This is a genomic window from Dubosiella newyorkensis, from assembly GCF_001945605.1.
In the GTDB taxonomy this organism is placed as follows: domain Bacteria; phylum Bacillota_I; class Bacilli_A; order Erysipelotrichales; family Erysipelotrichaceae; genus Dubosiella; species Dubosiella newyorkensis.
The window spans coordinates 25869-38116 of record NZ_MPKA01000044.1; the positions used below are offsets into that span (position 1 = coordinate 25869).

9 protein-coding genes, 1 other RNA gene and 1 other annotated feature are annotated in these 12248 nt (G+C 40.3%); of the genes, 2 read left to right on the forward strand and 8 right to left on the reverse strand.

Annotated features, from left to right (window positions below; translation table 11 throughout):
- Nucleotides 1–19 precede the first annotated feature (19 nt).
- Nucleotides 20–586, forward strand: coding sequence for a CYTH domain-containing protein (locus tag BO225_RS01735; RefSeq protein WP_076340559.1), 567 nt, complete (start codon nucleotides 20–22; stop codon nucleotides 584–586).
- Here BO225_RS01735 and BO225_RS01740 read toward each other — a convergent pair.
- The 4 genes from BO225_RS01740 to tadA all read right to left on the reverse strand — a co-directional run bounded on the left by BO225_RS01740 (nucleotide 583) and on the right by tadA (nucleotide 4736).
- Nucleotides 583–1137, reverse strand: a complete 555-nt coding sequence (locus BO225_RS01740) for a hypothetical protein (protein ID WP_076340560.1) — start codon at nucleotides 1135–1137, stop codon at nucleotides 583–585. The genes BO225_RS01735 and BO225_RS01740 overlap by 4 nt on opposite strands.
- A gap of 682 nt (nucleotides 1138–1819) precedes the next feature.
- Nucleotides 1820–2398: a recombination mediator RecR gene (gene recR / locus BO225_RS01745; RefSeq protein ID WP_076340561.1), complete on the reverse strand. Its 579-nt coding sequence runs from the start codon at nucleotides 2396–2398 to the stop codon at nucleotides 1820–1822.
- Between the two features lie 18 nt (nucleotides 2399–2416).
- Nucleotides 2417–4183, reverse strand: coding sequence for a DNA polymerase III subunit gamma/tau (gene dnaX, locus BO225_RS01750; RefSeq protein ID WP_076340562.1), 1767 nt, complete (start codon nucleotides 4181–4183; stop codon nucleotides 2417–2419).
- 82 nt (nucleotides 4184–4265) lie between these two features.
- Complete coding sequence (gene tadA, locus BO225_RS01755; protein WP_076340563.1) at nucleotides 4266–4736, reverse strand: tRNA adenosine(34) deaminase TadA; 471 nt, start codon at nucleotides 4734–4736, stop codon at nucleotides 4266–4268.
- 228 nt (nucleotides 4737–4964) lie between these two features.
- Between tadA and BO225_RS01760 the strand changes: the two genes are divergently transcribed.
- On the forward strand, nucleotides 4965–5876 hold the full coding sequence (locus BO225_RS01760) for an MFS transporter (protein ID WP_076340564.1): 912 nt from the start codon (nucleotides 4965–4967) through the stop codon (nucleotides 5874–5876).
- A 39-nt stretch (nucleotides 5877–5915) separates the two neighbouring features.
- On the opposite strand, the gene ffs is transcribed toward BO225_RS01760, so the two are convergent.
- From ffs to gyrB, 4 genes are all read right to left on the reverse strand, one after another.
- An RNA gene (gene ffs, locus BO225_RS01765) (signal recognition particle sRNA small type) lies at nucleotides 5916–6013 on the reverse strand.
- A gap of 35 nt (nucleotides 6014–6048) precedes the next feature.
- On the reverse strand, nucleotides 6049–7338 hold the full coding sequence (serS, locus tag BO225_RS01770; RefSeq protein WP_076340703.1) for a serine--tRNA ligase: 1290 nt from the start codon (nucleotides 7336–7338) through the stop codon (nucleotides 6049–6051).
- A 26-nt stretch (nucleotides 7339–7364) separates the two neighbouring features.
- Nucleotides 7365–7577, reverse strand: a binding site (T-box leader).
- Between the two features lie 132 nt (nucleotides 7578–7709).
- Nucleotides 7710–10289 (reverse strand): DNA gyrase subunit A, encoded by a 2580-nt coding sequence (gene gyrA / locus BO225_RS01775; protein ID WP_076340565.1) that lies wholly within the window; start codon nucleotides 10287–10289, stop codon nucleotides 7710–7712.
- Between the two features lie 12 nt (nucleotides 10290–10301).
- A complete protein-coding gene (gene gyrB / locus BO225_RS01780; RefSeq protein WP_076340704.1) occupies nucleotides 10302–12224 on the reverse strand; it encodes a DNA topoisomerase (ATP-hydrolyzing) subunit B in 1923 nt (640 codons plus the stop codon).
- Nucleotides 12225–12248 lie beyond the last annotated feature (24 nt).

A 12248-nucleotide genomic window follows, 5' to 3' on the forward strand; every position in this document is an offset into this window, starting at 1 on the left:
TTTTAAAGAAGGAGATACTATGGCTGAAGATTTAAAAAATAAAGAACGTGAATTAAAGATCATGCTCACCCAGGATCAATTTGAATCCTTACTCAACTCCTATGATTTTCCGATAACGATCCGACAAACAAATACGTATTACGACACAGTGGATCACCGTGTGAAAAAAATGAATGGCGCTTTACGGCTCCGCAAGATCGAAGATCGTACTATTTTTACTTTAAAAAAGAGGATCGATCCGATCACCTTGATCGAACTGGAAAAAGATGTCGATACAGACGATCTTCGATCGATCGAGGATCCAGAGATCTTGGATTGGCTCAAACAATATGGAATTTCGAAAGAGCATGTTGCTCCAATCGTTCAATTTTCAACGATTCGTCATATCCTCAATACGAAAGATGCGCAAATTTGTTTAGATGAAAACAAATTTGAACATTCGATGGATTATGAATTAGAATATGAATATAAAGTTGATCACGATGGTGTGCATGACCTGAATGTGTTTCTCAATAAAATTGGTATCCAATATACAAAAAATGGCCCTAGCAAACTGCAAAGAGCCATGATCGATCAACAACATTAAATTTTATGAAGCAAACGATAGAAGAAGGATTTTGAATTGTATTCTTCTTCTTTTCTTTTCATTTCTTCATTCGAACGTTTTAAATCGTTCAAAGTTGTGATTTCATCTTTCAATTTCTGATTTTCCGATTCTAATTCAGATATTTTCTGTTCATTGTTTTTATTTTCCAATAAAAATGATTGACGGCTTTTTTCAACTTCCAAGAGAAGACGTTCTTTGTAGAGCTGTTCGATTTGAAGAGCCGCCTTCTCTTTCTCTTCTATGATCGCTTTTAACTTTTCATTTTCATATCGCAATTCCATCTCTACGGTTGAGATTTCTTGCTTCTCTTTTCTAAAATAAGTTGATAAACATTCGACCCCTTCTGCCCGGATCGTGATCCTTCGAGTTTCAGGATTTTTATATTTCCAGTCTTTGTCTGGATGATCTTTGATTAGCTTCGCGACCGCTTTATCTACTGTATTTCGTGATTTATGAAAATGTTCGCAGATCTGCGCGATTTCCATATCATAATAAACATCGATCGGATCTTTCGAATTGGATATATTCATACAGCTCTCCTTTCTCGTTTCACGTGAAAATAGTATAGCACATTGGTCAATTTACTCGTGCTTCATAAGATTGTCATAGGAAACTTTTTTTGATACAAACAATCCATATAAAAACAGAAACGAAGAAAAAAAGCAAGGGATAATCTCATATATTTGAATTTTATTGAAATCGTCCATCATATTCATATATGAATTTTCATATATTATTCACATGATTAGTAAGAAATAGAAGAAATTGAATCGATTTTTATGATTATAAGGGTAGGAATTCATATATTCTTTAAGAAAAATTATGGATACGTTAATATTAAGTGGTGTAATATATCCTATGATCATTCCTAAGAGAATGCGATATCTCTATGATTTTTAGATGAAAGTAAAAAGTGTGGTTTACTTCTACTTTTAACTTTCCATGATTCTTTACGCTTCAAATATTCTAATTCCTATCCAATTCATATTAAATAGAATTTCTAATCAATTGGCTTTATTTTCTAAATTTTCTTTTCCTATGAATAAGTTATTTGGAATTTAATCTATGTAATAAGAAATAGGAAAATCATAAGTGATTCATTTATGTTATATCTCAACGATCATCTTTTTCATACAATTATCCTATTCAATAAAAAATACAGGAATCGTTTCTGCAAATTCCTGTATTTCTCCTATGATTGATCTGAATTCGTTATTTTCTTCCTTCAAACGCACGACTTAATGTTTTTGAATCGGTGTAGTCTAGATGTGCGCCCATCGGAATTCCAGATGCGAGTTTAGAAACTTTCACATGATTTTCTAATAGCTTTTGAAGATAGAGAGCCGTTGTTTCTCCTTCTACGGTTGGATCCAACGCTAATATGACTTCTTCTGTCTCTGGTGTGATTCGTTTCAACAAATTCTCAATATCTAGCTGATCTGGAAGAATCCCTTTTGATGTGTTGATCAAACCATTCAATACATGATAAACACCTTCATATGAATTCATATTTTCTAAAGTTAAAATGTCTTTTGGTTGAGATACAACACAAATCATATTATGATCTCTATTCTGATTTTCACATATTGAGCATATTTCGTGATCGGTTAAGTTCCCACATACTTTACAATGCTTGATATGATCGAGATCTTTGATCGTTTTTGAGAAATGATCTCGATCTTCCTTTGATAAATTTAAGATCGTGAACGCAAAACGTTCCGCTGTCTTCAATCCGACACCTGGTAGCTTTTGCATTTCAAAAATCAAGTCTTCGATTTCTCTTGGATACATATAGATCCTCCATTTCTATCAATCTTCTATAAATTGGATACTTGGAAATACTTTCTTCAATTGTTCTTCTTCTGAATTTCCTTTCTCTTCTTGAACGATACTTTTCAACTCAATGATTGCTGCCTTCGGAAGCGTGTTGTTCGCTCTTCTTTGGCGAAACGTTTCTATTAGATCTTTATGCTGTTCATTCGTGATAGCAAAAATCTTCTTTTCTCTTCCAACCAATTTTAACATAAAATGTTCAAATCCAAAATTTTCTTCCAATTCATTGATCTCATTGGCTTCCAATTCGCTATTGACTTTTATAATACTGTAATTTTCACCCGAAGCGATGAGATCACAATGAAGCAAGGAAGACGCGAATTTTCCATATTCGATATCGACTAAATAATCTTCCATTCCTATCATTTGTTCAGATTCTTTTTGTCTTAATTTTCTATCAGCACCTACTAATAAGGAGAGTAAAAAGTCTGTCGAAAATCTGATTTTTTCGTTTGTAAATTCAGATGATTCTTCTTTCTTATTTGTTTCACGTGAAACATCATATATTTCTTTTACGTCCAAATCTGCGTTATTTTTAGGCATTTTTTTATTTTTTTTAGAAATATCTGCTCGTTCAGGTGTTATATCATAGGATATATCCGATCCGATCTCTTCTTTCTTCACCCCATTTTCCGTCTGATTTATACTTTTATACTCCTTAGAAATATAGGATTTTGAGATACTTTTGAGAAGAGCGGCTTCCAGATAATCCGATATATTGCTGGCGTACGGATATTTCGTATATGTTTCCATCAGAAGATCCATCAGATGTATCCGAAATTCGATCGGAATATTCATAAATTTAGATTGTATGATTTTTTTTGTTGAAGGATCGATCAAAGTCGTTTGATTCGAATAATTAAAAATAACACTATTCTTCAAGATATGGATAAAATCATTTGTGAAACGTTTTAAGTCAAATCCATTCATCCGGATCTTATGAACGAATTGAATCGTGTCATCGACCTTCTCTTCATACAATAAATTCAATAGATCTCCTAGATCATTTTTGGTCACGACGCCATAGATCGTTCGTACATCCTCTAAGGTGATCGCATCTTCACTATAAGCGATGCATTGGTCTAAAATCGATAAAGCGTCCCGCATTCCTCCATCACTCAACTCGGCGATCAATTCTAGCGCCTCCGGATCGATCTTGATCTTTTCTTCTTTACAGACGACATCGAGACGATAGACGATATCTTCTTTCGCGACCCTCGAAAAATCGAAACGCTGACAACGAGAAATAATGGTCGGCAGCACTTTATTGACTTCGGTCGTGGCGAAAATAAAGATCACATGCGCGGGCGGTTCTTCGATCGTTTTTAATAAAGCGTTGAATGCCCCTGTTGACATCATATGAACCTCGTCAATGATATAGACTTTGTATTTTCCTTCCATAGGCGCGTATTTTACTCGCTCGATCAAATTACGTACTTCATCAACTCCATTATTGCTCGCCGCATCGATCTCAATAACGTCAGGATGCGCGTTTTGTTTCGCCAATTCGCAATTATGACAGTTTCCGCAAGGCGCATTCTGTAGGTTTTCGCAATTGAGAGTTTTCGCGAAGATCTTAGCAATTGAAGTCTTTCCTGTTCCTCTTGGACCACAAAACAAATACGCATGCGAGATCCGATTTGTTTTGATCGCGTGCTGCAACGTCTTTATAATTGGCTTCTGCCCAACGACCTCATCAAAAGAGGTCGGCCGATATTTACGATATAACGCTTGATAGGACATGAATAGATCCCCCTTTTTCAATTCGTATTTAAAGTATATCACGCATCTATCTAAAAAAAATGTTCTCCATCGAGGAGAACGATCATAAGCGATTCTTCTTTTTTTCTTTTCGCTTCTGCCTAAAAAAATCTTTGAGAAGCTGAGCGCATTCCTCTTCGAGGATGCCCCCGTGTACTTCAGGATAATGATTAAATCCTTTCACGTGAAAAAGATCAGTGCAAGAACCTGCGCATCCTCCTTTCGGATCATAGGCTCCAAACGTCACTGAACGAATTCTCGATAAAATGATCGCTCCGGCGCACATAGGACAAGGTTCTAGAGTCACATAAAGATCACAATCTTCTAGTCGCCAAGTTTTAAGCTTCTTGCACGCCCTTTCGATCGCGATCAATTCTGCGTGTTTTGTCGCGATCTGCTGACTCTCTCTTAAATTATGAGCGCGAGCGATGATCTTGCCATCCCTTACGATCACACATCCGATCGGTACTTCGTTTTTTTTCATCGCCACTTTTGCTTGCAAGATTGCTTTTTTCATCCAATCTATTTCATTCATGCTCCCATTCTACCATAAAAGAAGATCCTCGCTCTTTCTTGTATTCATTTTGTGCATGCTTACATATAGAAAAGAACGATTACACAGGGAAATAAAGAATCCATATCATAACCGTGTAAGCAGAAAGGAAATTCTTATGAAGCAAAAAAAATCTACCACTTATAATGTTTGTTTTCATTATCATGAATTTCATCATTTCCTTATCAGGAATACTGTTTAACGGCATTCTTGACCAACAACTTTCAAATCTTATTGTTTGCTCGTTTTATGGCTGGATTGTTTGGAACCGCATATGGTGTGATTGCCACAACGACTATCGCATCGCTATCCTCTAATAAGAATGTCGGAAGAAACATCGCTTTGTTGATTTCTGGCGCTTCCGCAGCGCTTATGATCGGTATTCCCCTATGCCGAATCTTGATTGAATACTTTTCATGGCAGATGATCTATCTTGTTTTAGTCATCTTGATGGGAGGAGGTTTGTTGGCTTATACGATCTTATTGCCAGAATCAAAAACAAATACCGTGAAAATCGATCTGAACAAAGAATGGAAGCTGCTCACAACTCCAAAAGTATGGAGTATCATTCTTGCTTCTTTCATCGTCTTTGTTGGATATGGAGCTTTTTATACGTATCTTACACCATATCTCATTGAATTATTCCCACAAATCGAACCATACACAAGTGGAATCCTTGTATTTGTAGGAGCTTGCGCTTTGATTGGAAATTCAATCAGCGGATATATCTGTGATCGGATCGGCTTTGCGCGCGCTTTATTGTATGGAACAGAGTTGCAGATTCTTGTTGGCTTTCTAATCTTCATAACCCAAAACAACATGGTGGTCAATATTTTATACGTATTTTTATGGATGATCACAGGATGGTTTATCGGTCTTCAGCTCAATACAGGAATTAATGTTGTAAGCCAAAAACGCTCCAACTTCATCGTTTCCTTATCTGGATCAATCATTCAGTTTTCGCAAGCCGTTGGCTCCTCGATTTCAGCAATCGTGATCAATCAATTCGGCATGTCAATGATCATCTTCATTTCCATGATCACTTCTCTTCTATGCGTGATCTTTTGTCTTTTACAAACCATTCAAAAACAAGCAGCAATAATAACATCCGAAAATATCTAAAACAAAGAGGAAAGATCCAATCCAGATCCTTCCTCTTAATTGTATAAAAAAACTACTACACATACGGGAGCTTACTTAGGGCTGCTTCATTCCTGACCTGACCCGATTCATAAGATCGTATTGTAGTAGCTTAAATATAATAGCAAAATCGCTCTAAAAAGTCAAACGAGAACTAGCGAACCAGTTTTAGCTCCTCTGTACCTCCCATATAAGGACGAAGCACTTCCGGGATCTTCACCGTACCATCCTCCTGCAAATTGTTTTCTAAGAAGGCGATCAACATACGAGGTGGAGCGACACAGGTGTTGTTTAACGTATGAGCAAAATATTTATTGCCCTTATCATCTTTAACGCGGATCTTCAATCGACGAGCTTGGGCATCCGTTAAATTCGAACAGCTTCCCACTTCAAAGTATTTTTGTTGGCGAGGAGACCAAGCCTCCACATCGACCGACTTACATTTCAAATCTGCCAGATCACCAGAACAGCATTCTAAAGTGCGGACAGGAATATCCATCGAACGGAAAAACTCCACCGTATTCATATACATCTTTTTAAACCAATCCATTGATTCTTCTGGTTTACATACAACGATCATTTCTTGTTTTTCAAATTGATGGATCCGATAGACTCCACGCTCTTCAATGCCATGCGCTCCCTTTTCCTTTCTAAAACAAGGAGAATAGGAAGTATAGGTATAAGGAAGAGCTTTTTCATCTAAGATCGTATCAATAAATTTACCGATCATCGAGTGTTCGCTCGTTCCGATCAAATAGAGATCTTCGCCCTCGATCTTATACATCATTCCTTCCATTTCCGCAAAGGACATGACACCCGTCACGACATTCGAACGAATCATATAAGGAGGAATGACATACGTGAATCCTTTATTGATCATAAAATCTCTTGCGTACGATAAGATCGAAGAATGCAAGCGCGCAATATCACCCATTAAATAATAGAAGCCGTTGCCAGCCACTTTTCTTGCCGCATCCAAATCGATCCCATTAAACCGCTCCATGATTTCTGTATGGTAAGGAATCTCAAAATCAGGAACGACAGGTTCTCCAAAACGTTCCAATTCCACATTCTCTGAATCATCTTTTCCAATCGGCACTGTTACATCGATCATATTCGGGATCTGCATCATTTTTTCTAAAACCGATTGACGAAGCGCGTCTTCTCTTTTAGAAAGCGTCTCAAGATCTTCAGCGATCTTAGCCACTTGAGATTTGACTTCAGCCGCTTCTTCTTTTTTTCCTTGTGACATGAGCTTGCCGATCTCTTTCGAAATCGACTTGCGCTGATTCCGTAAAGAATCCGCCTGCTGCTGTGTCGCGCGCAGTTCTTGATCTTCTTCGATCACTTCGTCAACTAAATGAAGCTTATGATCCTGGAATTTTTTACGAATGTTCTCTTTCACAAGATCTGGGTTTTCTCGTACAAATTTAATATCTAGCATATGACCTCCTAAAAAAAAGACCTTCGTCAAGGGACGAAGATCTTCGCGGTACCACCCTTTTTCGTTTTCATCCTCAATGAAAACCTCTTCCATGATAACGGTTTGGCTCCGGATCCTATTACTGATTTTCATAGGATCGCTCACAGGGGCTGCTTATAACGTTTCGTCGATGCTTCCACCAGCCGCATCGTCTCTATGAATCGAAATGGCGTTATAAAAAACCTGTTCTACGCTTTTTTTTATTTTATGACTCTTCCGATCACAGGCTTGCGATCGACTTCTATCTAACGATAGAGAAGAATAGCCACCTCCCCAATTGATTTGGTTTAATTTTACATCTATTCAAGATAAAAGTTAAGCAAAAATTATACTTACGAATTTGCGATCTCTTCCTCTTCGACATTCATCTGTCCATCTGGATCGGATTCTACAGCGAACTTTTCTTCGATTCCTTGATCATCCACCACATCGATTTCCTCGATCTCTTCTTCATCGTGATTGACCAATGTGATCTTATTCACCTTCGCTCCTTCGTCTAAATTGATGAGCTTGATTCCTTGTGTATTTCGTCCATACACACCAATATCAGCAAGATGGATCCGGATCATGATTCCTGTGCTCGAGACGATCAACGCATCCTCATCCCCATGGACCGACAACAAAGAAACAAGATCACCCGTTTTTTCCGTGATCCGAAGCGCGCGTACACCTTTTTTACCTCGCGCCGTTTTTCTGAAATCCGCAAACGAAGAACGCTTGCCATATCCATTTTCCGAAACGCAAAGAACCGTATCTCCTTCGTGGGACAGCGCGACACCAACAACTTGACCACCATCGGTATTGAATCCAAGAACACCAGCCGCCGTTCTGCCACTCATACGAATTTGCGATTCATCAAAACGCACCGCTTTTCCATTGTTGCCCGCGATAATGATCTCATCCGAGCCTGTTGTCGCTTTGACATATTTCAATTCATCATCATCTTTGAGCGTGATCGCGATCTTGCCATTCCGATTGATCGTATCGAACTCCTTGACACTTGTTCGTTTTACGATCCCATTTTTGGTTACGAACAACAAGCTTTCAAATCCGTCTTTATCTTCTGGGACCGCAAGGAGCGTCTGAACTTTTTCATCCGGTTGCAGCTCGACGATATTCACGATCGGTAGTCCTTTCGCTGTCCTGGAAGCATTCGGGATGTTATAGCCTTTGATTCGATAGACACGCCCTAAATTCGTAAACAAAAGAAGCGGATTATGCGTGTTCATGCTCAACAGCGTATCGACTTGATCTTCCTCGTTGAGTGTCACCGACTTGATTCCTTTGCCCCCACGATTTTGAGCATGATAGGTGTCGACTGGTTGCCTTTTGATATAACCCGATTCTGTCAACGTGATAATGATATCTTCACGAGGAATCAGATCTTCATCTTCCATATCCACATACGATTCCGATATCTCCGTACGACGAGCATCACCATACCTTCGATCCATCTCTTCGAGATCCTCTTTGATGATCTGCAAGACACGATCGTGATTTGCTAAAATATCCTCGAGATCCGCGATCGTTTCTAGAAGCGTCTGGTATTCATTCTCGATCTTTTCGCGTTCCAAACCAGAAAGGCGCCGAAGTTGCATCGCTAAGATCGCCCGAGCCTGGATCTGCGTAAAACCAAAGGCTTCACACAGATCGGCATTCAAACCATTCTCGTCTTTATGCGAACTGCGAATCATATGAATGACTTCATCCAAATGATCGAGCGCGATCCGCAATCCTTCTAAAATATGCGCTCTCTCTTTCGCTTTCTTTAAATCATATTTTGTTTTCCGAACGATCACATCCACTTGATGATCGATATAATCGACAATGATCTCCTTTAAAGAAAGCTGCTTTGGCCGGCCTCTTTCCAAAGCGAGCATATTGATCCCAAAAGAAGACTGCAAAGGCGTCAATCTGAATAGCTGATTCAAAATCACATCCTCTTGAGCGTCCTTTTTAAGCTCCATTACGATCCGCACCCCTTCACGATTGCTTTCGTCGTTCAAATACGTTATGCCTTGGATCGCTTTATCTTTGATCAATGTCGCCATTTTGGCAAGCAAATTCGCTTTATTCACAGAATAAGGAATCTCATAAAAGATGATCCTTTTTCTTCCTTGCGATAATTCCTCTACACGATATTTCGAACGGATCATGATCGAACCACGACCCGTTTCATACGCTTGACGGATCCCTTTTCTTCCTAAGATGATCCCGCCCGTTGGAAAATCCGGACCTTTGATATGTTCCATCAATTCCGGAACCGTGATATCTGGATCCTCCATTACCGCGTCGATCGCCTTGACTGTCTCGCTTAAATTATGCGGAGGAATGTTCGTCGCCATCCCGACGGCGATCCCCATCGCTCCATTCAACAATAAATTCGGGATCCGAGAAGGAAGGACATCCGGCTCTTCTCCATCTGAATCATAGGTCGGCGAAAAGTCGACCGTTTCCTTATTGATATCGGCAACCATTTCCATCGAGATCTTCGACATGCGCGCCTCGGTATATCGCATGGCCGCGGCCCCATCTCCATCCAAGGAACCAAAGTTTCCATGCCCGTCCACGAGCGGATAACGATAGGAAAAATCTTGCGCCATTCGAACCATCGCGTCATAGACAGCCGTATCTCCATGCGGATGATATTTACCAATGACATCGCCGACGATACGCGCGCTTTTTTTATGCGCTGTATTGGCTGTCATATTCAATGTGTTCATCGCATAAAGAATACGACGATGAACAGGCTTGAGGCCATCGCGAACATCGGGAAGAGCCCGCTGCACGATGACAGACATCGAATAATCAAGAAATGATTCTTTCATTTCTTTTGAGATTTCGACATCCTCGATCACATCGTGTCCGCGTTCTCCTTGATTTTCTAATTCTTCTGTATTCTTTTCTGGCATGTTCATTCACTCCTATAGATCCAAATTCGCATACGTCGCATTTTCTTGAATAAACTCTCTACGTGGATCGACATCTTCTCCCATCAGCATATCGAACACCGCATCGGCTTCCATAGCATCCTCGATCGTGACCCGCTTCAAGATCCGATTGGCCGGATCCATCGTCGTTTCCCATAGCTGCTCGGCATCCATTTCACCGAGTCCTTTATAACGCTGCACTTTGTATCCTTCTTTAAATTCATCACGAAGCTGATCCATCTCTTGTTCTTTATACGCATAAGCCACCTTCTTCCCCTTCTGGACTTTATAAAGAGGAGGCTGGGCCAAATACACATATCCGCCCTCGACGACTGGTTTCATGAACCGATATAAGAACGTCAACATCAATGTACTGATATGCGAACCGTCGACATCGGCATCCGTCATTATAATGATCTTATGATAACGAAGCTTAGAAAGATCGACATCATCTTGGATCCCGCAACCAAAAGCTGTGATCATGCTTCGTATTTCCGCATTCTCGAAGATCCGATTCGTTCTCGCTTTTTCAACATTCAAGATCTTTCCTCGAAGCGGCAAGATCGCTTGGGTCTTCGCGTCTCTTCCTTGCTTGGCAGAACCACCCGCCGAGTTCCCCTCGACAATATAGATCTCGCATTCGCTAGCATCTTTGCTGGAACAATCTGTCAATTTTCCTGGCAAAGAAGTGATCCCATCCAAAGCGGACTTTCTTCGCGTCAGCTCACGCGCCTTTTTGGCGGCGATACGGGCTTTAGAAGCGACCATCGCCTTGTCGACGATCGCCTTAGCCACGCTTGGATTTTCCAAAAAGAAACGATGCATTTTATCGCCTACGATATTAGAAACGATCTTGCGGACTTCCGAGTTTCCTAATTTTGTTTTTGTTTGCCCTTCATATTGAGGGTCTGGATGCTTGATCGAAATGATCGCGACCAAACCTTCTTTAACATCCTCTTGGGAAAGACTCTCGTCTTTTTTCAACATATTGTTGTCTTTAGCGTATTTATTGATGATACGTGTCAAAGCCAAACGGAAGCCTTCTTCATGGAAACCGCCTTCATGCGTATTGATATTGTTGCAGAACGAATAAATATTCGCCTGGTATCCATCGTTATACTGCAAAGCGACTTCCGCAAAGATCCCATCCTGCAACCCATCCACATAGATCACAGGCTCTGAAATAAGCTGCTTGCCTTTATTCAAATATTCGACATATTCAATGATCCCGCCTTTATAATGGTATTCATTGACGCGAGGAGTCTCGCCGCGCTCATCCCTTAAAGTCAGACGGATATCCCGATTCAAGAAAGCTAGCTGACGAAGTCTTGTATTCAAAATCTCATAATCATAAGTCGTTGTTTCTTTAAAGATCTGCGGATCGGCTTTAAAGCGGACAAGCGATCCGGTTTCATTCGTTTCGCCAATGACCTTTAATGGCGCCACGGTATGACCGCCATTTTCAAACCGGATCATATAGATTTTTCCATCTTGAAAGATCTTGACTTCCATCCATTCGCTCAAAGCGTTCACAACGCTCGCTCCTACACCATGCAATCCGCCGGAGACTTTATAAGCACCCCCACCAAATTTACCACCCGCATGAAGGACGGTCATGATCGTCTCGACCGCACTCAGTCCTGTCTTTTCGTGGATGCCAACAGGCATACCGCGTCCATTGTCTCGCACACTGATCACATTGTCTTTTTCGATCGTCACATCGATCTGGTTGGCGAAGCCCGCTAGAGCTTCATCGATTCCATTGTCAACGATCTCCCAAACAAGATGATGAAGTCCACGAGAAGAAGTCGAGCCAATATACATACCTGGCCGAAGCCTTACCGCTTCGAGTCCTTCTAATACTTGAATGTCATCAGCTGTATAGGAATGGTCCACAAAAGTGGCTTGGTTTTCCATTTCTTCAAATTTCAGCAATTCATC

Excerpts from the sequence above, each read along its gene's own strand:
- serS (WP_076340703.1), bottom strand. The coding sequence starts at position 7,338 with ATGCTAGATATTAAATTTGTACGAGAAAACCCAGATCTTGTGAAAGAG.
- gyrB (WP_076340704.1), bottom strand. The coding sequence starts at position 12,224 with ATGGAAAACCAAGCCACTTTTGTGGACCATTCCTATACAGCTGATGAC.
- dnaX (WP_076340562.1), bottom strand. The coding sequence starts at position 4,183 with ATGTCCTATCAAGCGTTATATCGTAAATATCGGCCGACCTCTTTTGAT.
- BO225_RS01735 (WP_076340559.1), top strand. The coding sequence starts at position 20 with ATGGCTGAAGATTTAAAAAATAAAGAACGTGAATTAAAGATCATGCTC.
- tadA (WP_076340563.1), bottom strand. The coding sequence starts at position 4,736 with ATGAATGAAATAGATTGGATGAAAAAAGCAATCTTGCAAGCAAAAGTG.
- recR (WP_076340561.1), bottom strand. The coding sequence starts at position 2,398 with ATGTATCCAAGAGAAATCGAAGACTTGATTTTTGAAATGCAAAAGCTA.
- BO225_RS01740 (WP_076340560.1), bottom strand. The coding sequence starts at position 1,137 with ATGAATATATCCAATTCGAAAGATCCGATCGATGTTTATTATGATATG.
- gyrA (WP_076340565.1), bottom strand. The coding sequence starts at position 10,289 with ATGCCAGAAAAGAATACAGAAGAATTAGAAAATCAAGGAGAACGCGGA.